Origin of the sequence: Collinsella sp. CLA-ER-H9, assembly GCF_040092295.1 — a bacterium.
In the GTDB taxonomy this organism is placed as follows: domain Bacteria; phylum Actinomycetota; class Coriobacteriia; order Coriobacteriales; family Coriobacteriaceae; genus Collinsella.
The window spans coordinates 37,104-60,508 of the sequence record NZ_JBBNLV010000006.1; the positions used below are offsets into that span (position 1 = coordinate 37,104).

23 protein-coding genes are annotated in these 23,405 nt (G+C 60.3%); 3 read left to right on the forward strand and 20 right to left on the reverse strand.

From position 1 onward, the window contains the following. Window positions 1–538 precede the first annotated feature (538 nt). The 11 genes from AAAX73_RS05220 to pyrR form a co-directional block, all read right to left on the reverse strand. On the reverse strand, window positions 539–1,249 hold the full coding sequence (locus tag AAAX73_RS05220; protein ID WP_349125258.1) for a helix-hairpin-helix domain-containing protein: 711 nt from the start codon (window positions 1,247–1,249) through the stop codon (window positions 539–541). A gap of 214 nt (window positions 1,250–1,463) precedes the next feature. Further along, window positions 1,464–2,708: a tRNA uracil 4-sulfurtransferase ThiI gene (gene thiI / locus AAAX73_RS05225; RefSeq protein WP_349125259.1), complete on the reverse strand. Its 1,245-nt coding sequence runs from the start codon at window positions 2,706–2,708 to the stop codon at window positions 1,464–1,466. After that, window positions 2,709–2,990: a DNA-directed RNA polymerase subunit omega gene (locus AAAX73_RS05230; protein WP_055250050.1), complete on the reverse strand. Its 282-nt coding sequence runs from the start codon at window positions 2,988–2,990 to the stop codon at window positions 2,709–2,711. Between the two features lie 5 nt (window positions 2,991–2,995). Then, window positions 2,996–3,565 (reverse strand): guanylate kinase, encoded by a 570-nt coding sequence (gene gmk / locus AAAX73_RS05235; protein ID WP_099431806.1) that lies wholly within the window; start codon window positions 3,563–3,565, stop codon window positions 2,996–2,998. Continuing rightward, window positions 3,566–3,874 carry an integration host factor, actinobacterial type gene (mihF, locus tag AAAX73_RS05240; RefSeq protein WP_006236130.1) on the reverse strand — a complete coding sequence of 103 codons (309 nt, stop codon included), beginning with the start codon at window positions 3,872–3,874 and terminating at the stop codon, window positions 3,566–3,568. It lies immediately after the preceding gene. 240 nt (window positions 3,875–4,114) lie between these two features. Continuing rightward, on the reverse strand, window positions 4,115–4,831 hold the full coding sequence (gene pyrF / locus AAAX73_RS05245; protein WP_195233596.1) for an orotidine-5'-phosphate decarboxylase: 717 nt from the start codon (window positions 4,829–4,831) through the stop codon (window positions 4,115–4,117). Continuing rightward, window positions 4,825–5,733, reverse strand: a complete 909-nt coding sequence (locus AAAX73_RS05250) for a dihydroorotate dehydrogenase (protein ID WP_349125312.1) — start codon at window positions 5,731–5,733, stop codon at window positions 4,825–4,827. The genes pyrF and AAAX73_RS05250 overlap by 7 nt, the downstream gene beginning before the upstream one ends. Window positions 5,734–5,747: 14 nt before the next feature. After that, complete coding sequence (locus tag AAAX73_RS05255; RefSeq protein ID WP_349125313.1) at window positions 5,748–6,515, reverse strand: dihydroorotate dehydrogenase electron transfer subunit; 768 nt, start codon at window positions 6,513–6,515, stop codon at window positions 5,748–5,750. A gap of 116 nt (window positions 6,516–6,631) precedes the next feature. Continuing rightward, a complete protein-coding gene (locus tag AAAX73_RS05260; protein ID WP_349125260.1) occupies window positions 6,632–7,921 on the reverse strand; it encodes a dihydroorotase in 1,290 nt (429 codons plus the stop codon). Next, window positions 7,905–8,849, reverse strand: a complete 945-nt coding sequence (locus tag AAAX73_RS05265) for an aspartate carbamoyltransferase catalytic subunit (RefSeq protein ID WP_035138537.1) — start codon at window positions 8,847–8,849, stop codon at window positions 7,905–7,907. Before AAAX73_RS05265 ends, AAAX73_RS05260 begins: the two co-directional genes overlap by 17 nt. A 4-nt stretch (window positions 8,850–8,853) precedes the next feature. Next, window positions 8,854–9,438: a bifunctional pyr operon transcriptional regulator/uracil phosphoribosyltransferase PyrR gene (gene pyrR / locus AAAX73_RS05270; RefSeq protein WP_117654814.1), complete on the reverse strand. Its 585-nt coding sequence runs from the start codon at window positions 9,436–9,438 to the stop codon at window positions 8,854–8,856. A gap of 452 nt (window positions 9,439–9,890) precedes the next feature. Here pyrR and rpmB point away from each other — a divergent pair, with 452 nt between their 5' ends. From rpmB to AAAX73_RS05285, 3 genes are all read left to right on the forward strand, one after another. Beyond that, window positions 9,891–10,079, forward strand: a complete 189-nt coding sequence (rpmB, locus tag AAAX73_RS05275) for a 50S ribosomal protein L28 (protein WP_022094725.1) — start codon at window positions 9,891–9,893, stop codon at window positions 10,077–10,079. Between the two features lie 311 nt (window positions 10,080–10,390). Further along, a complete protein-coding gene (adhE, locus tag AAAX73_RS05280; RefSeq protein WP_349125261.1) occupies window positions 10,391–13,039 on the forward strand; it encodes a bifunctional acetaldehyde-CoA/alcohol dehydrogenase in 2,649 nt (882 codons plus the stop codon). An 88-nt stretch (window positions 13,040–13,127) separates the two neighbouring features. Next, window positions 13,128–13,892: an aminoglycoside phosphotransferase family protein gene (locus tag AAAX73_RS05285; RefSeq protein ID WP_006236119.1), complete on the forward strand. Its 765-nt coding sequence runs from the start codon at window positions 13,128–13,130 to the stop codon at window positions 13,890–13,892. A gap of 178 nt (window positions 13,893–14,070) precedes the next feature. Here AAAX73_RS05285 and AAAX73_RS05290 read toward each other — a convergent pair whose 3' ends face one another. The 9 genes from AAAX73_RS05290 to tsf all read right to left on the reverse strand — a co-directional run bounded on the left by AAAX73_RS05290 (window position 14,071) and on the right by tsf (window position 23,383). Beyond that, the gene (locus AAAX73_RS05290; protein ID WP_349125262.1) at window positions 14,071–15,792 is read right to left on the reverse strand and encodes a proline--tRNA ligase; all 1,722 of its coding nucleotides are present in this window, start codon (window positions 15,790–15,792) and stop codon (window positions 14,071–14,073) included. After that, window positions 15,793–16,869 carry a flavodoxin-dependent (E)-4-hydroxy-3-methylbut-2-enyl-diphosphate synthase gene (gene ispG / locus AAAX73_RS05295; RefSeq protein ID WP_349125263.1) on the reverse strand — a complete coding sequence of 359 codons (1,077 nt, stop codon included), beginning with the start codon at window positions 16,867–16,869 and terminating at the stop codon, window positions 15,793–15,795. 19 nt (window positions 16,870–16,888) lie between these two features. Continuing rightward, window positions 16,889–18,250 (reverse strand): M50 family metallopeptidase, encoded by a 1,362-nt coding sequence (locus AAAX73_RS05300; protein ID WP_349125264.1) that lies wholly within the window; start codon window positions 18,248–18,250, stop codon window positions 16,889–16,891. A 23-nt stretch (window positions 18,251–18,273) separates the two neighbouring features. Next, window positions 18,274–19,461, reverse strand: coding sequence for a 1-deoxy-D-xylulose-5-phosphate reductoisomerase (gene dxr, locus AAAX73_RS05305; protein WP_349125265.1), 1,188 nt, complete (start codon window positions 19,459–19,461; stop codon window positions 18,274–18,276). Further along, window positions 19,461–20,336 (reverse strand): phosphatidate cytidylyltransferase, encoded by an 876-nt coding sequence (locus tag AAAX73_RS05310; RefSeq protein WP_349125266.1) that lies wholly within the window; start codon window positions 20,334–20,336, stop codon window positions 19,461–19,463. Before AAAX73_RS05310 ends, dxr begins: the two co-directional genes overlap by 1 nt. A 2-nt stretch (window positions 20,337–20,338) precedes the next feature. Next, the gene (locus AAAX73_RS05315; RefSeq protein WP_349125267.1) at window positions 20,339–21,133 is read right to left on the reverse strand and encodes an isoprenyl transferase; all 795 of its coding nucleotides are present in this window, start codon (window positions 21,131–21,133) and stop codon (window positions 20,339–20,341) included. 1 nt (window position 21,134) lies between these two features. After that, the gene (gene frr / locus AAAX73_RS05320; protein ID WP_273376137.1) at window positions 21,135–21,671 is read right to left on the reverse strand and encodes a ribosome recycling factor; all 537 of its coding nucleotides are present in this window, start codon (window positions 21,669–21,671) and stop codon (window positions 21,135–21,137) included. Window positions 21,672–21,673: 2 nt separating this feature from the next. Next, entirely contained in the window at window positions 21,674–22,396 is a 723-nt protein-coding gene (gene pyrH, locus AAAX73_RS05325; protein ID WP_347478514.1) for a UMP kinase, read from the reverse strand. 117 nt (window positions 22,397–22,513) lie between these two features. Then, a complete protein-coding gene (tsf, locus tag AAAX73_RS05330) occupies window positions 22,514–23,383 on the reverse strand; it encodes a translation elongation factor Ts (RefSeq protein ID WP_347478515.1) in 870 nt (289 codons plus the stop codon). Between the last annotated feature and the right edge of the window lie 22 nt (window positions 23,384–23,405).

Below are 23,405 nucleotides of genomic sequence, written 5' to 3' on the forward strand. Positions count from 1 at the left end.
CGAAGCACGCGTGAGCGCCCATACGCATCATTCTCAAAGCGCGAAATTCGACCGATAGCACGTACATGCGAACCGGCGCCAAGCTCACGATCACACGACAGCCGTACCTGACCCAAACGCTTTTCGCCCGCATACGCATCACAGGTATAGGAGTACGCACCGTCATTGATGGACGGGTCGCCACACACAACAAACTCGAGACTGCTCGCAGCCCGATTATCCAACGCCCTCGAAGCGCGCAGCGCCCCTATCGCCCAACCCGCGGACACTACCGCTCCCGCCACGAGGCCGAGGGCCGCGGCATACAGCCATCGCCTCCACCGCACAAGGCGCATGCAGGACCGAGCCAATACGATGCACCCTGCTGCCGCAACGGGAATGGCCATAAGCAATGTGACGGGCGCCGCCCGCTCTCCCAGCAGCGCATCGGCCGCCATGTTAAGCACTAACCCACAGCTCGCACACAAGCCGGCACAAAGGGCTATCGTCCACGGCATCAATGGGCGCGGTGGCATCACATGCTCGCGCTCGGTCGCACTCATACGCAGATGCAATCTTTAATTTTGGCGAGTTTCTTCTCACCGATCCCCGATACGCGCATAAGGTCATCGACCGAGGCAAAGGCCCCGTTTTGCGTCCGTTCGTCGATAATTGACTGGGCCATAGAAGGCCCGATGCCCGAAAGCGTCTGCAGCTCCGCCGCACTTGCCGTATTGATATTCACAAGTCCCGACGAAGACCCTGTACCAGGGGTCGTGGAAGCACTGCTTTCGGCGGCGCCGACGGCCGCAGCCGTTTGTTGCTCCCCTACCGTCGGCACATAGATCTTTTGGCCATCGGTGATCTTGGACGCACGGTTAAGAACCGTCACATCCGCCTCGGCCGTAAGCCCTCCGGCGGCATCAATCGCCTGGGACACCCGTGCTCCATCTTTAAGCCGGTACACGCCAGGCTTCACAACGGCGCCATCAACATCGACGTACACCTCGGCAGCAGAGGAGCTCTTGGCAGACGGCTCATCGGCATCGTCAGGAGAGGCATCCCCGGCCCCGCGCACATCCGAGGCGCTCGCCTCATCACTACGCTCAAACGACACGCCGCTGGAGCGGCTATTAAAACTTGCCATCGCCAAGCCGCTCGCGACGGCAATGACAACCAGAATCGCCACGACCATCGCCTTATGGCCGAGCAGCTTTTCTGCCCAGCGGTCCATCCGTTTAACCCGTTCGTGTTGCTCGCGCTGCGCCATAGCAAACACCTCCCAACACCATCGTGTCAGGAAACGAACGCCGCAGCCTCCGCACGCCCACACCGGTTTTCGCGGTCAAACCAAAAGCTGACCAAAACCTTGCGGAAAAGTGTCCATTTATTCAGGCACACGTCGACAAATGAACCGTTTATCGCCTAATGCCCAGATAGAAAAAGACCGACGATGCAAAATCACCGCCGGTCTATACACAACATTATTCGTGATCTTGGTAAATCTCACGTGGAGCGAGCTCGGAATGTTTGCGTTTTAAGGTCTTAGGGGCCTTATACGTGTTGCTCTCGAAGTCGATATACTCGGTCTGTTTGAGCAAACGCTCAATCATCTCCTCGTGATCGAACAGCTCCCAAGCCTCGTGCACGGCATCGGGTTTGGCGTGCGTCTCGGGGCGGCGCGGCATAAAAAGCGTGCAGCAATCGGGAGCAGCCTCGGTCGAGATATCGAAGGTACCGATTTCCTCAGCGCGTGCGATGATCTCCTGCTTGTCCGAACCGATCAACGGACGGAACACGGGGATCTTCACGGCCTCGTTGACGGCCATGATGTTCTCGAGCGTCTGGGAGGCAACCTGACCGAGCGATTCGCCGGTCACGATAGCCTTGGCGCCCTCGATACGCGCGATGCGCTCGGCAACCGAATACATGATGCGACGGTACATGATCACGCGCAGGTTGCTGGGGCAGGTAACCGAAATCTCGCGCTGGCAGTCGCCAAACGGGACTACGTACAGGCGACCGATCTGGACACCCGGCTCAAGCGCACGGATGATGTCCTGCACCAAATACTCGCTCGTATCGGGCGTCTGCGGACGGCCGGAAAAATGTACCGGCACGCACACCGCGCCGCGGCGCGCGAGCATCCAGGTCGCCACCGGAGAATCGATGCCCGAGGAAAGCAGCGTCACGACCTTGCCGGCAGAACCCACCGGCAGACCGCCCACGCCGCGCTCGGAGCGCGCATAAACGTAGACGCTACCCTGTACCACCAGCACGTGCACCATCGCGTCGGGATCGTGCATCTGGACCTTTTTATCGGGAAACGCCTCGCACAGTACCTCGCCAACCTGTCGATTGATATCAATCGAGGTGAGCTCATAGTCGGTGTTAGAGCGCTTGGCATGCACCTTAAACGACTCGAAGGGACCAAATTCGCGCAGCGCCTTCACGGCGGCGGCGCAGTACTCCTGCGGGTCGCGGTTGGTGTGGTACGCCAGGGACACGCGGGCAACGCCGGGGACGGTGCGAATGACGCGCGCCGCCTCGTCGGCCTGATGCTCGTTAAAGGTCACGAGGATATAACCGGAAATTCGAGACACGGCATTCACGGAAAAGGCGGCCAAGGCCGCCTTGATGTTATCCATGAGGATATGCTCAAAATGTGCGCGGTTCTTGCCCTTCAGTCCAACCTCGTGATAGTGGACCAGGCAGACGCGGGCTGCCATTTAGGCTTCAGCAACCTTGTGGCCGAGCGCCTTCTCGTAACGGGCCTCATCGTAGGAGATGTCGCCGTCGACAATCTCGTCCATAGCCATCGAGATGGTATCGGCGCCGGAAAGCGCAATGGTGATGTCATCGACATCCTGGACGGCGAGCACGCGGTTGTGCTGGCCACGCAACATGCTGTTAATGTCGCAGGCGCGCTTGGAGGCAAGCGAGGCGAGCAGGAAGCGGTTGTGATCGGTCTTCTCCAGAAGATCGTCAATGCAAGGCTTTACAACGGACACGGACCTCAGATCCTTTCATGCATATCGAGAACGCGAACGAGCTCATCGGTCGCGCGGTCGAGATCGTCATTCACCACGACGTCGTCGTAGCGGTCGGCAAGGGCAAGTTCATCGGCGGCGTTTGCCATACGCAGCTCAATCGTCTCGGGCGTCTCGGTACCGCGACCGACCAGACGCTCGCGGAGCACCTCGAGCGAAGGCGGCTTGATAAAGATCAACACGGCCTCGGGGAAACGCTCCTTGACCTGCAGGGCTCCCTGGACATCGATCTCCAAGATCAGAGACGAGCCAGAGGCGAGCTTGGATGTGACCTCGCTCACCAAGGTGCCGTAGCAGTTACCGTGGACCTCGGCCCACTCAACAAACTCACCGTTTGCCACGCGGCGGTCGAACTCCTCGCGCGTCAGGAAAAAGTAGTTGACGCCGTCGACCTCACCTTTGCGTGGTGCTCGCGTGGTAGCCGAAACCGTCAGGCCCAGGTTCGAGCGACGCTCGCGCACACGAGTGACGAGCGTGCCCTTGCCTGCACCTGACGGTCCAGAAATCACAAAGAGCTTTGAATCCTGAGCGCTCACTTATTTGGTCAGCTGCTCGAGGAGCTGCTCGCGCTGGCGGACGCCGAGGCCCTGGACGCGACGGGTAGCGGAGATGCCGAGCTCCTCCATGATCTTGGCGGCCTTGGCCTTGCCATAACCGGGGAGAGACTCGATGAGGGTGGAAACCTTCATGCGGGAAGCGATGGGGTCATCGGAGTTGAGCACGGACTCGAGGGACTTCTCGCCCTTCTTGATCTGCTCGCGAAGCTCAGCGCGGGCGTGACGTGCGGCGGCAGCCTTCTCAAGAGCCTGCTTGCGCTGCTCGTCGGTAAGCTGAGGGAGTGCCATTCGAACCTCCAAATAGTTGGGTTATATCTGATGCAATAATTGGCATTTTAGCACGTCAAACGCACTAAATGCCCAATCGACGGCACCATAGGTTAGACGATACCTGCGAAAAGTGCAATATACGGAGGTTAAAGTTGAGCCCCTGACCTGCGATTCCACACAAAGGATGGGAAAGTTTTCGCAGGCACAGGGGCTAATTTGTGCTAATGAGACCCAAAAGTGGTGACTTGAGGGAATCTTTTAGGCGACGTTTTCGACCAGCTCGGCAACGATAGCGTCAAAGGCGGCAACCGGGTCGTCGGCACCGGTGATGGGTCGGCCCACCACGATATGGCTCGCGCCGCGCTCGATAGCCTGAGAAGGCGTCGCCACACGGGACTGGTCACCAAGGGCGGCACCCACCGGACGAACGCCCGGAGTCACGATCAACGCGTCGGGGCCGAGCAGCTCGCGCATGTCATGGGCCTCCATCGGCGAGCACACGATGCCGTCGATACCGTTGGCCTGGGCAAGCTTTGCCAGGCGGGCGGCCTCCTCGGCCACGGGTGACTCGACGCCGATCTCAGCCAGCGAATCCTGGTTCATGCTCGTGAGCACGGTGATGGCGACGAGCTTGGCGCGGTCCTCGCGCGCCTCCTCGGCACCCTCACGGCACGCAGCGAGCATAGCACCAGAACCCAGGCCGTGGACCGAGAGCAGGTCGGCACCGGCAAGCGAGGCCGAACGGGCGGCACCGCGCACCTGATGCGGAATGTCATGGAACTTGAGGTCGAGGAAGACCTTAAAGCCCAGGTCCTTGAACGTCTTGACGATCTCGGGGCCCTCAGCGTAATAGAGCGTCATGCCCACCTTGAGCCAAGCGGCATGACCAGAAAGTTCATGGGCGAGCTCAAGCGCACGCTCACGGTCGCAGTCGAGGGCGACGATAACACGGTCGCGGGCATCGGTCTCTAGCATTCGAAAGCACCTACCAGCTCGTTGATGTCCTTCACGCCCTGGGACTCCGCCCAAGCCTCGAGCTCGTGCGCAATCTTAATCGATGCGCACGGATCGACGAAGTTGGCCATGCCGACCGACACGCAGGTGGCACCGGCCAAGATAAACTCGGCCGCATCTTCGCCAGTCATGACGCCGCCGACGCCATTGATGGGGATATCGACGGCCTGGGCAACCTCCCAGACCATACGCACGGCGATGTGGTGGCACAGCGGGCCCGAGAGGCCGCCCTTGGGCTTGGCCACGCGGGACTTGCGGGTATGAACATCGATGGCCATGCCCTGGATGGAATTGATGACCGAAAGGCCGTCGGCTCCCGCGGCCTCAAGAGCCTTGGCAATCTCGGCGACGTTAACCGGAGCCATCTTTACGAACAGCGGCTTATCGGTCACCTTACGGCAGGCAGCCATGACGGCAGAGGCGCCCTCGGGCGAGGAGCCCATGGCGGCACCGCCGGCGGCAATATTGGGGCAGCTGACGTTGATCTCGTAGCCGGCAGCCCAGGGGCACAGCTCGACATACATCTCGAGCGCGCGGACAAACTCCTCAACGGAGTGACCGGCGACCTGGCAGATGACCTGGCAACCGTCCTTGGAGAGCTGCTCGAGCCACGGACCGGACTCACGGGCAAAGGCAGCCACGCCGGGGTTCTGAAGGCCCACGGAGTTGATCATGCCGCCCGGGATCTCGGCCATGCGGGGCGCGGGGTTGCCGGGCCAGGGCTCGGCAGCACAACCCTTGGTGGTGATGGCGCCTAGTTGGGAGACATCAAAGAAGTTCTGGAACTGCCATCCGTAGCCAAAGGTACCGGCTGCGGTGTTGATGGGGTTCTGCATCTTGACGCCGCCGAAATCGACGGCCATGTTCACGGTACCCACTAGAAGATCACCACCTTGGAAGCATCGAACACGGGGCCGCACATGCAGGCGCCCTTCATACCGTCGACCGTCTCGACATTGCAGGTGTTGCAGGCGCCAAAGCCACAGCTCATCATGCGCTCGAGCGACACCTCACAGTACGCACCGGCCTCAGCGGCAGCGGCGGCAACCTTCTTCATCATGACGGCGGGGCCGCAGCTGGCGACGTAGTCGTAGCCGCCCTCACCAAGCAGCTCGGCGGCAGGATCGGTGCAGAAACCGTGCGTACCAAGCGAACCGTCGTCAGTGCACACATTGACCGTGGCTCCCAGAGCGCGGAACTCATCGATGCCCACGGCCTTAGACGCAGTGCAAAAGCCCAGGCACACGTCGACGGCCACGCCCTGCTCGGCAAGCTTGCCGGCAAGACACAGCACGGGCGGAACACCGATGCCGCCCGCAACGAGCAGCGCCTTCCTGGTGCCCTCGGGCACGAGCCAGCCGCGGCCGCCGGGGCCCAGCAGATTAGAGGTGGAACCGGGGGCCATCTGCGACAGACGACGGGTGTCGTCGCCCACGACGGCGTACCACAGCTCGACGGTGCCGGCCTGGGCGTCGGCGCGATAGAAGCTCAGGGGCACGCGAAGCAGCGAGGACGCATCGCCGGGCACGGCAATGTTCACAAACTGACCGGGCTTGAGCGCACTTGCAAGCTTGGGGGCCGAGATGACGAGCGAGAAGATGCCGTCGGCAATCTCCTGGTTCGAGACGACCTCGAAGTCGTGCATGCGTGCAGTGGAAGGTGTGGGCATAGACGCTCCAATCCCCCATGCGGTTGCATGGTCAAAACGAACAGAAAGCGCGGCACCGCAAGGGCACCGCGCACAAAAGCGATAAGGCTATGCTAGCAGATGCAGCCGTCGGCGAGCGTCTGCTTACCGCCGACAAACACATCGGTGGCACGACCGGTGAGCGTGCGGCCGGCGAAACCGGAGTTCTCGGCTCGCGACTCGTAACCGTCCTCGCCGACCGTCCAGGTGGCGGACGCGTCGAACACAGTCAGGTCGGCAACGGAGCCCGCCTTGACCTGAACCTGGTCGAGGCCCAGGATCTCACGCGGCTTGATAGCCATGAGCTCGACCATGCGGCCCATGCTCATCTTGCCCGTGTTGACCAGCTCGGTGAGCACGAGCGACAGCGAGGTCTCGAGACCGATCATGCCAAAGGGCGCAAGCTCGAACTCGCGGGCCTTCTCCCACGGGGTGTGGGGAGCGTGATCGGTGACGATAACGTCGACGGTGCCGTCGATGACACCCTGACGGATGGCCTCGGCGTCCTCGTCGGTGCGCAGCGGCGGATTGACCTTGAGCGAGGTGTTGTAGGTCTCGTCCAGGTCGTTCTCGGTCAGGAACATGTGGTGCGGGGTTGCCTCGCAGGTAACCTGAACGCCAGCGGCCTTACCGGCACGCACGATTTCCAGGCCATGGGCGGTGGAGATGTGCTGGATGTGCAGCTTGGCACCGGTCAGCTTAGCGATCTCGATGTCGCGAGCGATCTGGAGCTCCTCGCCGGCAGCCGGCCAGCCCTCGAGAGCCAGACGGGTCGAGACCTTGCCCTCGTTGATCTGGCCGTGGCCGACCAGGTCCTCGTCCTGGCAGTGGCTCATAAATACCTTGCCGAACATCTTGCCGTAGTCCATGCAGCGACGGAGCATGCCCGCGCCCTGCACGCCGCGACCGTCGTCGGTGAAGGCGACGGCGCCGTGGGCGACCATATCGCCCATCTCGGACATAGCCTCGCCCTTAAGACCACGGGTCATGGCGCCCGACGGATAAACGCGGCAGTGACCGACCTCGGCAGCGCGGGACTTGACGAACTCCACGACGGTGCCGTTATCGGTGACGGGATCGGTGTTGGGCATGGAGCACACGCCGGTAAAGCCGCCCTTGGCAGCTGCGCGGGTGCCGCTCTCGATGTCCTCTTTGACCTCGTAGCCGGGCTCGCGAAGGTGAACGTGCATATCCACCAGGCCGGGGACGAGGTACTTGCCGGAAAGGTCGCGGACCTCGGCTCCCTCGACGGCGAGATTCTCGCCGACCTCGGCGATCTTGTCGCCGTCAATCAGGACGTCAACGACACCGTCAAGCTCGACGGACGGGTCGACGACGTGGGCATTCTTAAGAAGCAAGGCCATTATCGGCACCTCCAAGCAGCAGATACAGGATAGCCATACGCACGCAGATACCGGCGTAGACCTGCTCCAGGATGACGGAGCGTTGCGGGTGGTCGGCCATATAGGAGTCGAACTCGACGCCGCGGTTGATGGGGCCCGGGTGGCAGATGATCGCATCGGGCTTCATGAGCTTCTCGCGGTCCTTGGTCAGGCCGAAGAGCTTGTGGTACTCACGAATGGTCGGGAACGGGGCGCCCTCGAGGCGCTCCTGCTGCACGCGCAGCATGTAGACGACGTCCAGCTCGGGCAGGACGGAATCGAGGTCGCTCGTCACGTGGTCGCAGCCCAGGACCTCGGGCGCCGGCGGCAGCAGCGTGCCGGGGGCGACGGCGTAGGTCTCGCAGCCCATGATCTTAAGCGCGGGGATCAGCGAACCGCAGACACGGGAGTGTGCGATATCGCCGACGACGGCGACCTTCAGACCGTGGAAATCACCCTTGTGCTCCCAGATGGTGTACAGGTCCAGCAGGGCCTGCGTAGGATGGTTGTGCTTGCCGTCACCGGCGCAGATGACGCTCGCGGGCGAGTTCTGCGTGACGATGTAGGGAGCGCCGGCATGCTTATCGCGCACGACGATGCAGTCGATCTTGTAGGCGTTGAGGGTCTCGACGGTGTCGACGAGGCTCTCGCCCTTGACCGTGGAGGTCGAGGAGCCGCCAAAGTTAAGGCTGTCGGCCGAAAGACGCTTCTCGGCGAGCTCGAAGGAGCTACGGGTGCGCGTCGAGGGCTCGTTGAACATGTTAACGATGGTCTTGCCCTTGAGCGTGGGGACCTTCTTGATCGCACGCTCGTTGACCTCGGAGAACGCCTTGGCGGTCTCGAGGATGAGCTTGATGTCCTCTTCGGAGTACTCGGTAATGTCGATCAGGTGCTTATGGTTGAACGCCACGGTACTACTCACCTCCCAGCGGCGCGGAGCCCACGTGGGAACCCGGCGCGACGTCATTGATCTCGACAGCGGTACGGCCGTCGACTTCCTTCATATATAGGTGCACGTTCTCCTCATGCGACGAGGGAACGTTCTTGCCGACAAAGTCCGGCGAGATGGGGAGCTCGCGGTGGCCGCGGTCAACGAGGACTGCCAGCTCAATGCGGCTCGGACGGCCCAGGTCCATGACGGCGTCGAGAGCGGCGCGAATGGTACGGCCCGTATACAGGATGTCGTCCACCAGCACGACGCGCTTGCCGTCGACGCTAAAGGGAATGTTGGTGGCGTGGATCGCGGGAGCGAAATTGGTAGCGTAGTCATCGCGGTAGAAGCTGATGTCGAGGCTGCCGAGCGGAACGTCGACGCCCTCGATCTCCTTGATCTCCTCGGCGAGCTTCTTTGCCAGAAGGTCGCCGCGCGTGACGATGCCGACCAGAGCGAGGTCTTCACAGCCCTCGTTGCGCTCGAGAATCTCGTGCGCGATGCGGGTCATCGCTCGATTGACGGCGGTCTCGTCCATGATGACCGCCTTGGGGGAAGTCGTGCCCATCGATCTCCTTCCTCACATGTCTTGACTGCTGACACAGTCAAAAAAAAAAGATGCCCGACCGCTCAAAGCGGACCAGACACCCACAGGAAGGGCTGCTCTTTGGCAGCTATGTAATTCCATGTGGGTATCTCGTACCCCTTTAATGGTCAAGGGATAGTGTAGCCAACCTCGAGCTTAATTGCGAGCATAAATACAGGGCAATCCGTAAACGGAGCCCAATGCTCAATAAACCTATATATATTTGTGGGACGAGCTTGAAAACGTACGCACGAGCTGGCATAATCCCCTCTGCTGCACGCAAAACGGATCTACGTCCAGGGCCGTGGCGTGAGCACTATCGCCAAAAGAGAAATATCTCTGTGTAGATTACGCACAGGGAACTGCTTCTGTGCTATAGTTCAGGCTTGTTTGTTAACGCGACATGTTCGTTTGTCGCCCAAGGAGGGTCAGTTATGTCCAAAGTTTGCGAAGTTTGCGGTAAGCACCCCGTTGCCGGTCGCTCCATCAGCCACTCTCACCGCGTCACCAACCGTAAGTTCCGCCCCAACATCCAGCGCGTCTACGTCGTCGTCGATGGTCACCGTCGCAAGATGAACGTTTGCTCCACCTGCCTCAAGTCCGGCAAGGTTGCGCGCTCCTAAATAAGGTCTTACCAACAAGTACCTCGGACTCTCCGGGTCAAAGACCTCGCGTTCACATAGAACTTACCAAAGGCGCTCTCCCCTACGGAGGGCGCCTTTTTGCACTCATTGGGGACAGGCTTACATGAGCGAAAACACCCGTGTAAGCCTGTCCCCAATGAGTGGGGCGATGCTATAGGAAAGTTTAGTTAAAACGCTTCAGTATATTGAAGCGTTTTAGTGTGCCTTTTACAGGAATCTGACCGCTCGCCGAATAATTTCTTGCTATCATGCAAGACGTAGGGTAAATCTCCGATCGCAAGGAGACACAAATGGTGAAAAAGTCACCGGAAAACACTACTCCCGCAATTGTGGACAACGTAGAGGCGCTTGAGGCTAAGCTCGCTCAGATGCGAGAGGCCCAGGCGCTTTTTGCTACGTACACGCAGGAGCAGGTCGACAAGATCTTCTATGAGGCTGCCATGGCTGCCAACAAGGCTCGTATCCCGTTGGCGAAGATGGCCATCGAGGAGACCGGCCGCGGCGTTCTTGAGGACAAGGTCATCAAGAACCACTACGCCGCAGAGTACATCTACAACGCTTACAAGAACACCAAGACCTGTGGTGTCCTGGAGCGCGACGAGGCTTACGGCATCACCAAGATCGCCGAGCCCATCGGCATCGTGGGCGCCGTCATCCCGACGACCAACCCCACCTCCACCGCGATCTTCAAGACGCTGATCTGCCTGAAGACCCGCAACGCCATCATCATCTCCCCGCACCCGGCTGCCGCCAAGTGCACCATCGCCGCCGCCAAGCTCGTGCTTGACGCCGCCGTCAAGGCCGGTGCCCCCGAGGGCATCATCGGCTGGGTCGATGTCCCCTCCATTGAGCTGACCAACATGGTCATGCGCGACGTCGACATCATCCTCGCCACCGGTGGCCCGGGCATGGTCAAGGCCGCCTACTCCTCGGGCAAGCCCGCCCTGGGCGTTGGCGCCGGTAACACCCCGGTCGTCATCGACGACACCGCCGACGTGCTGCTCGCCGTCAACTCCATCATCCACTCCAAGACCTTCGACAACGGCATGATCTGCGCTTCCGAGCAGTCCGTGACCGTCATCGACACCATCTATGACCAGGTCAAAGCCGAGTTCCAGAAGCGCGGCTGCTACTTCGTCAAGCAGGGTGCCGAGATGGAGGCCCTGCGTGCCGCCATGTTCAAGAACGGCGCCCTCGATCACCGCATTCCCGGCATGGCTGCCGCCAAGATCGCCGAGCTCGCCGGCATCGAGGTTCCCGCCAAGACCAAGATCCTGATCGCCGAGGTCACCTCCACCGACCCCGCCAAAGAAGAGTTCTCCCACGAGAAGCTCTCCCCGGTCCTGGCCATGTATCACGCCAAGGACTTCCAGGAGGCCGTCGACAAGGCCGAGCACCTGGTGCTCGCCGGTGGCCCGGGCCACACCGCCTCTCTGTACGTGCACCCCGCCCAGGCCGAGAAGATCAGTCTGTTCGAGCACGTCATGAAGGCCTGCCGTATCGTCATCAACACCCCGTCCTCGCACGGCGGCATCGGTGATCTGTACAACTTTGGCATGAAGCCGTCTCTGACCCTGGGCTGCGGCTCCTGGGGCGGCAACTCCGTCTCCGAGAACGTTGGGGTGAAGCACTTGATCAACGTTAAGACTGTGGCCGAGCGCCGTGAGAACATGCTGTGGTTCCGCGCTCCCGAGAAGGTCTACTTCAAGAAGGGTTCCACGCCCGTCGCCCTCGACGAGCTCGGTACCGTCATGGGCAAGAAGCGCGCCTTCATCGTCACCGACCAGTTCCTCTTCAAGAATGGCAACACCCGCGCCATCGAGGCCAAGCTCGACGATATGGGCATCGCCCACGACTGCTTCTACGATGTCGAGCCCGATCCGTCGCTGCAGTGCGCACGTCGCGGCGCCAAGCAGATGGCTCTCTTTGAGCCGGACGTCATCATCGCCGTCGGCGGTGGCTCCGCTATGGACGCCGGCAAGATCATGTGGATGATGTACGAGCACCCCGAGTGCAAGTTTGAGGACATGGCCATGGACTTCATGGACATCCGCAAGCGTATCTTTACTTTCCCCGAGATGGGCAAGAAGGCCTACTTCGTCGCCGTCCCGACCTCTTCGGGTACCGGCTCCGAGTGCACGCCGTTCGCCATCATCACCGACAAGGAGACCGGCATCAAGTGGCCGCTCGCCGACTACGCGCTGCTTCCCAACATGGCTATTGTCGACGCCGACAACTGCATGACCGCCCCGCGCGGCCTGACCGCTGCCTCCGGCATCGACGTCATGACCCACGCCATCGAGTCCTACGTCTCCATCATGGCTTCCGACTACACCAAGGGCCTCTCCGAGCGCGCTGCTAAGCTCGTCTTCGAGAACCTGCCCTCCAGCTTCACGAACGGCGCCAAGGACCCGCACGCCCGCGAGGAGATGCACAACGCCTCCTGCATGGCCGGCATGGCCTTCGCCAACGCCTTCCTGGGCCTCAACCACTCCATGGCCCACAAGCTCGGCGCTTTCCATCACCTGCCCCACGGCCTCGCCAACGCCGTCATCCTGACCCGCGTCATGCGCTACAACGCCGCCGAGGCTCCCGTCAAGATGGGCACGTTCTCCCAGTATCCTTATCCCAACGCGCTGCACAACTACGCCGAGATGGCCAAGTACTGCGGCATCGAGGGCAAGGACGACAAGGAGGTCTTCGAGAACTTCATCACGAAGCTCGAGGAGCTCAAGGACTTCATCGGCGTCAAGAAGACCATCGCCGACTACGGTGTTGACGAGCAGTACTTCCTCGACACCCTCGACGAGATGACCGAGCAGGCATTCAACGACCAGTGCACCGGCGCCAACCCTCGCTACCCGCTCATGAGCGAGATCAAGGAGCTCTACCTGGACGCCTACTACGGCCGCGAGCCTCAGGATTACGCCGTCTGCTAGTTTTAGCACGGTTTTTAACGGCGGGGGTGCACGGGTGTTTCACACACCCCCGCCGTCGCTTCTATCGCATCGTTGAAAGGATGCAACCATGCTGCTACCCGATTCCAAGACCGAGCTCGTCCGTCGCGGCAACAAGGTCGTTTACGACCTGGGCGACAAGATCGTCAAGGTCTTTAACGAGACCAAGCCCGTCTCCGACGTGTTCAACGAGGCTTTGAATCTTGCCCGCATCAATGAGTGCGGCATCCGCAGCCCCAAGGCTCTCGAGGTTTCCCAGCTCGAGAACGCCAACGGCTGGGCGCTCGTGACCGAGAAGGTTCCGGGCACCACCCTTGCCGAGAAGATGACTGCCGAGCCCCAGCGCTTTGGTGAGTATCTCGAGATGTTCGTCGACCTCCAGATCGAGATCCACGGCTACACCTCCCCGCTGCTCAACCGTCAGCGCGACAAGTTCGCCCGCATGATCGATAGCCTTGATCAGCTCAACGCCACCACGCGCTACAACCTTCAGGAGCGTCTGGACGGCATGACCAAGGAGTTCAAGGTCTGCCACGGCGACTTCAACCCCTCCAACGTCATCGTCGGCGACGACGGCCAGCTCTATGTGTGCGACTGGGCACACGCCACCCAGGGCTCCCCTGCTGCCGACGTTGCCACCACCTACCTGCTCTTTGCCCTCAACAGCAAGGACCAGGCTGAGGCCTACCTGGAGCTCTACTGCGACCGCGCCGACATGCCCATGCAGGTCGTGCGTCAGTGGACGAGCATCGTCGCCGCTTCCGAGCTCGCTCGTAAGCGCAACGTGAACGATGAGTTCCTTAAGAACTGGATCGACGTCGTCGATTATCAGTAGTATCTGAGCGATTTATTTCGCATCGGAGGCACAAAGGAAAACCCCGCAGCTCATTTGGGCTGTGGGGTTTTCCTTTACCCGTCGAGCTTATTCACGCAACAAAAAAGACTGCTCCGCATCTCATCCTAAGAGAGATGCGGAGCAGGCCTGCAATTACATCTACTTGCAGAAATGTCGATTAACGGCGTGCTGCCTTCACAAGCTCGGCAACCTTGGCGACGACCTCATCGATCGCCACGTCCTCGCGCTCGCCCGTGGCACGGTCCTTGAGCTCGACAGTGCCGTTCTTAAGACCGCGCTTGCCGAGCACTACCTGATACGGGAAGCCCATAAGGTCGTTGTCGGCAAACTTAAAGCCGGGGCGCTCGTCGCGGTCATCCACGACAACCTCGATACCCTCGGCGCACAGACCCTCAACGATTTGGTCGCAGACGGTAGCGCACTCCTCCTTCTTGGGATCGAGCGGAATCACCGCGACCTCGTACGGGGCAACGGAGACCGGCCAGACGATACCGTGCTCGTCGTTGTGCTGCTCCACGACCGCAGCAAGCGAGCGGGACACGCCAACGCCGTAGCAGCCCATGATAAGCGGCTTTTCCTTGCCATCCTCGTCCATAAAGGTGGCACCCATGGCCTCGGAATACTTGGTGCCCAGCTGGAAGACCTGGGAGACCTCGATACCGCGGGCAGCGGAGAGCGGCTTGCCGCAGTGCGGGCAGGGATCGCCGGCAACGACGGTGACCAGATCGGCCCACTCGTCGACGGTAAAGTCGCGCTCGGGGCAGGCACCGGTAAAGTGATAGTCGACCTCGTTGGCACCGCAGGCCCACTGCTTGGACTCACGCAGGCTCTCGTCGCAGACCAGACGAATGCCCTCGGGAAGGTTAACCGGTCCGATAAAGCCCTTATGCAGACCGTAGGTCTGGAGCTCCTCGTCGGTCATCATGCGATAGCCCCTGCCAAAGACGTGCTCGGCCTTGCAGTCGTTGAGCTCGTGATCGCCCGGAACGATGGCCACAACGGGCTTACCCTCGGCATCGATCAGCGCCAGGGACTTGCGCGTGCCGTTCTCGGGGAACCCAAAGAACTTGGCAACGGCCTCGATGGTGCCCATGCCCGGAGTCTCGACCTTGGTGAGCGTACCGTCGCCGGGACCCTCGGTCACAACGACCTTGGTGCTTGCCGCCTCGTCGTCGGCAGCAAAGCCGCAATCGTCGCAGTAGACCAGCGAAGCCTCGCCGGCCTCGGCCAGCGCCATATACTCGACGGAGGTGTCACCGCCGATCTCGCCGGAATCGGCGACGACGGGCAGGGCCTTGATGTAGCAGCGCTCGCAGATATTGGCGTAGGCCTGCTTCATCTTGTCGTACTCCTCCTGCAGGCTCTCCTGCGTGGCAGAGAAGCTGTAGGCGTCCTTCATGATGAACTCGCGACCGCGCATCAGGCCAAAGCGGGGACGGAATTCGTCGCGGAACTTATCCTGGATGTGATAGAGATTCACCGGCAGCTGCTTGTAGGAACGCAGTTCATTGCGCACCAAGGCGGTCACGGTCTCCTCGTGCGTGGGGCCGAGCACGAACTCGCGGCCGTGGCGGTCATCAAAGCGCACGAGCTCCTTGCCATAGGCATCGATACGGCCGGACTCACGCCACAGCTCGGCATCGACCATGATGGGCATCATGAGCTCCTGGGCGCCGGCAGCATCCATCTCGTCGCGCACGATGTTCTCGATCTTGCGAATCGAGCGCCAAGCAAGCGGCAGATAGGAATAGAGACCGGCGGCCTCCTTGCGAATCATGCCGGCACGAAGCAGCAGGCGATGGCTCGCAAGCTCGGCGTCGGCCGGATCCTCTTTGAGCGTCGGAGCATAAAGCTTAGACATATACATTGCTCGAGTCATTTATTTCTCCTCAATAAGCTTGTCGACCTCGGCCATTAGCGCGTCGACAATTTGGTCCTCAGCTACTTTACCAATGATCTGGCCGTGCGAAAAGAGCAGGCCCTGACCTCGTCCGCAGGCAACACCCAAGTCGGCGTCAGAGGCCTCGCCGGGGCCATTGACCGCACAGCCCATCACGGCAATCGAAAGCGGCGCGGAGTAGTTCTTAAGCCGCTCGGTGACCTCCTCGGCGATAGGAATGAGGTTAACCTGGCAGCGAGCGCACGTGGGGCACGATACGATCTCGGGGCCACGGCGGCGAAGACCCAGCGACTGCAGGATACCCCAGGCGACCGGCGGCTCCTCGACCGGATCGGCCGTGAGCGAGACGCGCATGGTGTCGCCAATGCCCTCGGAAAGCAAAATTCCCAGGCCCACAGAGCTCTTAATGGTGCCCTGGAGCTTGGTTCCGGCCTCAGTCACGCCCAAATGAAGCGGAACATGGGGGATTTCGCGCGACAGGGCACGATAGGTGTCAAGCGTCGTGGACACGCTATGAGCCTTGGCGGAAAGCACGATATTGGTAAAGCCGCGATCCTCAAAATGTTTGACGAAACGCTCGCTCGACATCACAAGCTTTTCGGGCTGCGTAAGGTCATCGCGCTCGGCGATATCCTGCTCAAGCGAGCCGGCGTTCACGCCAATGCGAATCGCGCACCCAGCGGCGCCCGCGGCATCGATCACGGCATCGACCTTGGCCCAATCGCCAATGTTGCCGGGATTGATGCGGAGCTTAGCGGCACCGGCCTCCACGGCGCCAATGGCGAGCTTATGGTTAAAGTGGATATCGGCAACGATCGGCACCGGAGACTCCGCACAAATCGTGCGAAAGCCCTCGAGCGCAACCTCAGTGGGCACGCTCACGCGCACAACATCGCAACCCGCCTGGGCAAGCGCACGCACTTGAGCAAGCGTTGCCTGGGCGTCGGCGGTATCGGTGCAGGTCATGGACTGAACCACCACCGGAGCGCCGCCGCCTATCTGCACGTCGCCCACAAACACGGGGCGCGTCAGCTCGCGCGGCAAAGGATGGGACAAAGACAATCCAAACACTCCCCTACAAAATAAATCGAAGGACGTCGGAACGAAGCATATAGACAAACAGCAGCGCAAAGAGCGCGATGCCGACATAACTGACGATTGTCTGCACCTTGAGTGGCAGCTCGCGACCGGCGACCTTTTGAATGATCTCGATAACCAGCTTTCCCCCGTCGAGCGGCGGAATGGGCAGCAGGTTCATAAAGCCCAGCGAGAACGAGATGAGCGCGGCAAACGTTAAGAATGTCGCGGGACCGGCGGCAGCCGCCTGAGAAGACATGACGCTGATGCCAACAATCGAGCTGGACTGATCGAGTATCTCCATCGTATGCTGCGGTTGCAGCAGGCGCATAACGCCCTCGGCAGTCTGCTGAACATAGGAGAACGACAGGCGCGCCGAGGTGATAGGGTCCAAATGGACCACTTGCGTGGAGGCATAAACGCCCAAACGCTCGCCCTCCCTGAGCGCGACCGAGGTCGAAAGTTTCTTACCGTCGCGCTGGTACTCAATGGCGATATCGTCCTGACCGGCAGCCTTGCCGATGGCATCATACACATCCATCCAGCTGGAGCAGGACACGCCATCGACACTAAGAATAGCGTCGCCGGCCTCAATGCCCGCCTTGGCGGCTATAGAGCCTTCTTCAACCTGACCGATCACATTGCTATCGACCGGCACCGATACGCCGGCGATAGAGTAGATGCTCATAAGCAGCAAAAAGCCCGTCAGGATATTGACGAGAATGCCCGCGAGCAGCATAAAGGCACGCTTGAGAAAACCCTGGCCCAGATAGGTATGCGAACGCTCCTGCTCGAAGAACTCCGAAGCAGTGACCGGCAGCTCCCACACATCGCCCTCGGCAGTCGCATGCTCTCGATCGAACTTGCGGCCGTCAAAGGTGGTATATCCTGCAGCATCGCGCGGCAGCGTCTGGTACCTAACCGGATAATAGCTGGGTGAAGGCTTCTCCCCTTCCTCGTACCAAGGCGCAATGGAACCCCAGCCCAAAAGCAAGGCACAAGCCTCGAGAACATCCTCCTCGGGCAGTTCCAGCTCGACGGAAAGGTCTGCAACCGAAACGCGACCATGACGATAGATCGCCGCAAGCACACGGTCGGCGCACGAGACATCGGTCGGGTCCATACCGCAGATAGCGGCATAGCCACCCAGCAGCAGCGGCGTCACGCCAAACTTGGTACCGATGCGACGCGACGTACGATGAATGTCAAAGCGGCACGGTAGGCCTAAGAAAAACTCGGTGACGCGCACGCCGCACGCACGGGCCGCCAAAAAGTGGCCGCCCTCATGCAGAAACACGAGGACGGATAGCATCAAAAGGCCCCAAAAGACTGAGGAGAGAACGCTCAGAACAGTATCCATAAAACGAAAAGCAATCCTTACGATTAAGAGCGGGTTGCAGCGAGCACCTCGGCGGCCTTGGCACGAGCCCACGTATCGATATCGCGAAGCTGCTCAAAGGATGCGACCGCCTGCGTATCGTGTGCATCCATGCACGACTCGACGATACGGTCGATATCGGTAAAGGTACAGGCATCGTGCAGGAAGGCATCGACGGCAACTTCGTTGGCGGCATTCAGCACGCACGGCATGGTGCCGCCCGTTCTGCCGGCACGCTCGGCCAGCGCCAGGCAGCGGAATGTGTCCATATCGGCAGCATCAAACGTAAGCTGCCCGAGCTCGCGGAAATCGATTCGAGGCGCTGGGGTATCCCACCGCTCGGGATACGAGAACGCGAACTGGATGGGAATGCGCATGTCGGACGCACCAAGATGTGCCATCACAGAGCCGTCCGCATACTCGACCATCGAGTGGATCTTTGACTGGCGCTGAACGACCACGTTGATAAAGTCGAGATCGCACCCGAACAGGTGCATCGCCTCGATACGCTCCAAGCCCTTATTCATGAGGGTCGCAGAGTCGATGGTGATCTTAGCACCCATGGCCCACGTGGGGTGTGCCAGCGCATCGGAGCGTGTCACGCAATTGAGCTCGTCGCGCGTACGGCCAAAGAACGGACCACCCGAGCAAGTGAGCCAAATGCAGTGAGCCTCGCGCGGATTCTCCCCCAGATAGCACTGGTAGATGGCGGAGTGCTCGGAGTCGACTGGAATAAGCTGACCGGGCTGCGCCAACGGCATCAGCAGGTCACCGCCGACAACGAGGGACTCCTTGTTAGCAAGTGCAAGACGCTTGTTCGAGGTCAGGGCCGCATGGCTCGCTTCGAGCCCGGCAGCGCCCACAATGGCAACAAGCACACAGTCGACGTCATCGCGACGCGCGAGCTCACAAACCGCCTGCGCACCAACGCCGAGCTCCGTGCCCTCGGGCAGCTCCTGCAGCACAGCGTCCGTACCGTGGGTGGTGTCGGCCACGGCAACGGCCGGAACCGAAAACTCACGGGCAAGCGCAACAAGCTCAGCGGTACTGGAATTAACGGAAAGCGCCGTCACCTGCAGACGGTCGGCATGCTGACGGCAAACATCGAGCGCCTGGGTGCCAATAGAGCCCGTACAGCCCAAAATTGCAACCCGCAGACGGCCATCGGGGGCGTACGTCGTCTGAAAGGCCATTACAGCACGCCTCCGATCATCAAAAGCAGCTGCGCGGTAATGCAGCCAAAGATAAGCGAGTCGCTACGATCGAGCATGCCGCCATGGCCCGGAATAAGGTTGCCAGAATCCTTGACGCCCACGCCACGCTTGATGCGTGACTCGATGAGGTCACCGATAACGCCCAGGATGGACACAACCACGCCGCAAAGCAGCGCATAGGGCAAGCTCAGCTTATAGAAATGCGTCGCCCACAAAATAAGCCAGATAAGAACCGAGCCCAAGATGCCGCCGACAAAGCCCTCCCAGCTCTTTTTGGGAGAGATCTTGGGGACCATCTTGTGCTTGCCGATACGGCTGCCCACGATGTAGGCAAACGAATCGGAGACCCAGAGAGACGCGCAAACACCCACCGAAAGCAGGGCGCCGGCAAAACCGGGCACGGCATCGCGCAGCAGCACGATGGCCGACAGCATAAAACCGGTGTAGATGGGACCCATGAGTGTCACAGCCACATCGGATATGCGGGTACGCGACGAACAGACATACCAAATGCCCACCGCAAGCATCAATGCAAAAAGCAGCGCATTCAACAGCAGCGAGTCGCCCAGCGCCGAGAGCGGAAAGAGCACGGCGGCAGCGATACCCAGGCGCTCGTTGGCCACCTTGCCATCGAGCTTCGTCATGCGGAAATACTCAAAGCAGCACAGGCCGCTCATGACGGAGACGAAGATGGCGGTGGGAACGATACCCAAAACCAGGCAGAGAATAAATACGACGGCGTAGACGATACCTGCGGCGGCACGGGTAATAAAGCCGGCAAGCCACGAAGTCGCGGCCGCGCCGCTCTTGGCGGTAGGCGCCTTGGGAGCAGACGCCTTGGGACGATCGGACACGATTAAGCCTCCTCGGTCTTGCTCAGTCCACCAAACCTACGGTCGCGGCCCTGATAGGCCAAAATGGCGTTGACAAGACCCCAACGATCAAAGTCGGGCCAATAGGTATCGGTGACATAAAACTCGGAATAGGCAACCTGCCACAGCAGATAGTTCGAAAGGCGAAGCTCGCCGGAGGTTCGAATCACAAGCTCAGGATCGGGTAGCCCAGCGGTGTACAGGTGCGAAGCAACCATATCATCGTCGATAGCGGCCGGAACGATCTTTCCGGCAGCGGCATCGAGCGCGATCTGACGGACGGCACGGGTGATCTCGGCACGGGCTCCGTAGTTGACGGCAAGTGCCAGCGTCATGCCGGTATGGTCGGCACACTCGGCAAGACCTCGCTCAAAGACATCGCGGGTCTTCTTGGGCAGTGCGGATATATCGCCCAAAAAGACAACGCGCACGTTTTCGCGCTTAAGCAGCGGCAGCTCATCGATAAACGTCTTAGCAAACAGATGCATTAAAACGTTGACCTCATGCTGAGGACGATTCCAGTTTTCGGTGGAAAACGCATAGGCCGAAAGGACGTCGACGCCCAAACGCACGCATGCGGTAATAATCTCGCGCAGGGAGACGATACCGGCCTTGTGTCCCTCGGTGCGGGCAAGACCGCGCGCCGTGGCCCAGCGACCGTTACCGTCCATGATGCACGAAATATGATGCGGAATCTTATTGAGGTCAAGGTCGGAAAAACCGACGCCCGCAGGGGCGTCGGCAAAGTACTCGACCAGTTTGTTCTCGTCGTATTGCACCTTAGATCTCCATGACCTCGGCTTCTTTTTCCTTCAGAAGCTCCTCGACCTTGGCAACATACTCATCGGTATGCTTCTGGACCTTGGCCTGCTCGCGACGGACATCGTCCTCGGTGAGCTCTTCGTCGCGCTCGAGCTTGTTGTTAAAGTCGCGACGGATGTTGCGAATGGAGACCTTGGCCTGCTCGGCATACTCGCGGCACTCCTTGACGAGCTCGCGACGACGCTCCTCGGTGGGAGCCGGGAACGGCAGGCGCACGACGGTACCGTCAGAGTTGGGAGTAATGCCCAGATCGGAAGCGCTGATAGCCTTCACGATGGCGTTGACGAGCGCCTTGTCCCAGGGCTCGATAAGCAGCATGTGAGCCTCGGGGGTCTTAACGGCGGCAACCTGGGTAACCGGCGTGGGAACACCGTAGTAATCGACCGAAATGTCGGACAGAATGTTAGCGTTGGCGCGGCCCGTGCGAACCTTGGAGAAGTTGTGCTTGAGGGACTCGAGCGACTTGTCCATGTGGGCGGTGATATTCTCTGCCATGCTTAATCCTCCTGATAGACGAGCGTGCCGACGGGCTCACCCGAAAGCGCGCGTTTGACGGTGTCCTCGCCATCGATGTTGAGGACCAAAATCGGCATACGGTTATCCTGGCACAGCGCCGTGGCCGTGGAATCCATAACCTGCAGACCGCGGACGAGAACCTCGTGATAGGTAATCTTGTCAAAACGGACGGCATCGGAACACTTGACAGGATCCTTGTCGTAGATGCCGTCAACCTTGGTGGCCTTAATCAGAATCTCGGCACCGATCTCGCAGGCACGAAGAGCCGCGGCGGTGTCGGTCGTAAAGTACGGATTGCCCGAACCGGCGGCAAAAATAACGACATTACCCTTGGAAAGGTGGTTGATGGCGCGACGGCGAATATAGGGCTCGCAGATCTCATTCATCTGGATAGCGCTCATCACGCGGCAGGGAACATCGTTGTGCTCAAAGGCATCCTGCAGGGCAAGCGCGTTCATAACGGTTGCCAGCATGCCCATGTAGTCGGCCTGGGCGCGCTCCATGCCACCGGCAGCGCCGGCCATGCCGCGGAAAATGTTGCCGCCGCCGACAACAACGCCGACCTCATGGCCAACGGCGAGCAGCTCCTTGACCTGCTTGGCAAGATGGTCGGTAATCTTGGGGTCGATGCCATATTGGCCGTCGCCCATCAGTGCTTCGCCGGAAAGCTTCAGAAGCACGCGTTTATATCGGATGTCGGACAAAGCGATCCTCCTTTAATTAGACTCTCAATATGATAGCAAAGGCTCTGATAAGAGCCATGAAAAAGCAGGCTGTGAGTAAAACCCACAGCCTGCTCATTACCAGCTACAAGAGCTTATTTACTCGCCACGGACCAGACGGTCGAAGGCAACGACGGTAATGCTATCGCCGAGCTCCTTGGAGACCTGCTCAGCGTACTTCTTGATGGTGAGGGAGCTGTCCTTGATGAACTCCTGCTCGGTGAGCACGGACTGCTTGTAGAACTTCTCCAGACGGCCAACAGCCATCTTCTCCTGGATAGCCTCGGGCTTGCCGGACTCGGCAGCCTGAGCCATGTAGATCTCCTTCTCGTGCTCGACGGTCTCGGCCGGAACCTGATCGCGGGTAGCGCAAATCGGGGCGACGGCGGCAACCTGAAGGGCAACGTCGTGAGCGAAGGTCTTGAAGGACTCGGCCTGAGCGGTCTCGGCCTTCTCGAAGGCGAACTCGACGAGGACGCCGATCTTACCACCCATGTGGATGTAAGAAGCGAGAGCGCCGTTCTCGGCCTTGCGAGCGGAGAAACGAGCGATCTTCATGTTCTCGCCCATGATGTGAATCATCTCGGTGAGCTCGGAGGAAACGGTCTCCTCGCCCATCGGCTTCTCGAGCAGAGCATCGACATCGGCCGGCTCGGTGGTAGCGACAACCTCGGCGACCTTGGAAGCAAAGCCGGTGAACTTGGCGTTGGAGCCGACGAAGTCGGTCTCGCAGGAAAGCTCGAGCAGAGCGCCGGACTTGCCGTCCTCGGAGACGAACGCGGCGACAGCGCCCTCGTTGGTCTCACGACCAGCCTTCTTGGCAGCCTTGGCGAGGCCGTTCTTGCGCAGAACGTCAACAGCGACGTCCATGTCGCCGTCAGCCTCGACGAGAGCCTTCTTGCACTCCATCATCGGGGAGTCGGTCATCTCGCGGAGCTGCTTGACCATAGCGGCAGTAATCTGGGCCATTGTGGTTCCTTTCAAAGAGATG

Excerpts from the sequence above, each read along its gene's own strand:
- AAAX73_RS05220 (WP_349125258.1), bottom strand. The coding sequence starts at position 1,249 with ATGGCGCAGCGCGAGCAACACGAACGGGTTAAACGGATGGACCGCTGG.
- thiI (WP_349125259.1), bottom strand. The coding sequence starts at position 2,708 with ATGGCAGCCCGCGTCTGCCTGGTCCACTATCACGAGGTTGGACTGAAG.
- mihF (WP_006236130.1), bottom strand. The coding sequence starts at position 3,874 with ATGGCACTCCCTCAGCTTACCGACGAGCAGCGCAAGCAGGCTCTTGAG.
- pyrF (WP_195233596.1), bottom strand. The coding sequence starts at position 4,831 with ATGCTAGAGACCGATGCCCGCGACCGTGTTATCGTCGCCCTCGACTGC.
- AAAX73_RS05250 (WP_349125312.1), bottom strand. The coding sequence starts at position 5,733 with ATGGCCGTCGATTTCGGCGGCGTCAAGATGCAGAACCCCATCAACACC.
- AAAX73_RS05255 (WP_349125313.1), bottom strand. The coding sequence starts at position 6,515 with ATGCACGACTTCGAGGTCGTCTCGAACCAGGAGATTGCCGACGGCATC.
- AAAX73_RS05260 (WP_349125260.1), bottom strand. The coding sequence starts at position 7,921 with ATGGCCTTGCTTCTTAAGAATGCCCACGTCGTCGACCCGTCCGTCGAG.
- pyrR (WP_117654814.1), bottom strand. The coding sequence starts at position 9,438 with ATGGGCACGACTTCCCCCAAGGCGGTCATCATGGACGAGACCGCCGTC.
- rpmB (WP_022094725.1), top strand. The coding sequence starts at position 9,891 with ATGTCCAAAGTTTGCGAAGTTTGCGGTAAGCACCCCGTTGCCGGTCGC.
- adhE (WP_349125261.1), top strand. The coding sequence starts at position 10,391 with ATGGTGAAAAAGTCACCGGAAAACACTACTCCCGCAATTGTGGACAAC.
- AAAX73_RS05285 (WP_006236119.1), top strand. The coding sequence starts at position 13,128 with ATGCTGCTACCCGATTCCAAGACCGAGCTCGTCCGTCGCGGCAACAAG.
- AAAX73_RS05290 (WP_349125262.1), bottom strand. The coding sequence starts at position 15,792 with ATGACTCGAGCAATGTATATGTCTAAGCTTTATGCTCCGACGCTCAAA.
- AAAX73_RS05300 (WP_349125264.1), bottom strand. The coding sequence starts at position 18,250 with ATGGATACTGTTCTGAGCGTTCTCTCCTCAGTCTTTTGGGGCCTTTTG.
- dxr (WP_349125265.1), bottom strand. The coding sequence starts at position 19,461 with ATGGCCTTTCAGACGACGTACGCCCCCGATGGCCGTCTGCGGGTTGCA.
- frr (WP_273376137.1), bottom strand. The coding sequence starts at position 21,671 with ATGGCAGAGAATATCACCGCCCACATGGACAAGTCGCTCGAGTCCCTC.
- tsf (WP_347478515.1), bottom strand. The coding sequence starts at position 23,383 with ATGGCCCAGATTACTGCCGCTATGGTCAAGCAGCTCCGCGAGATGACC.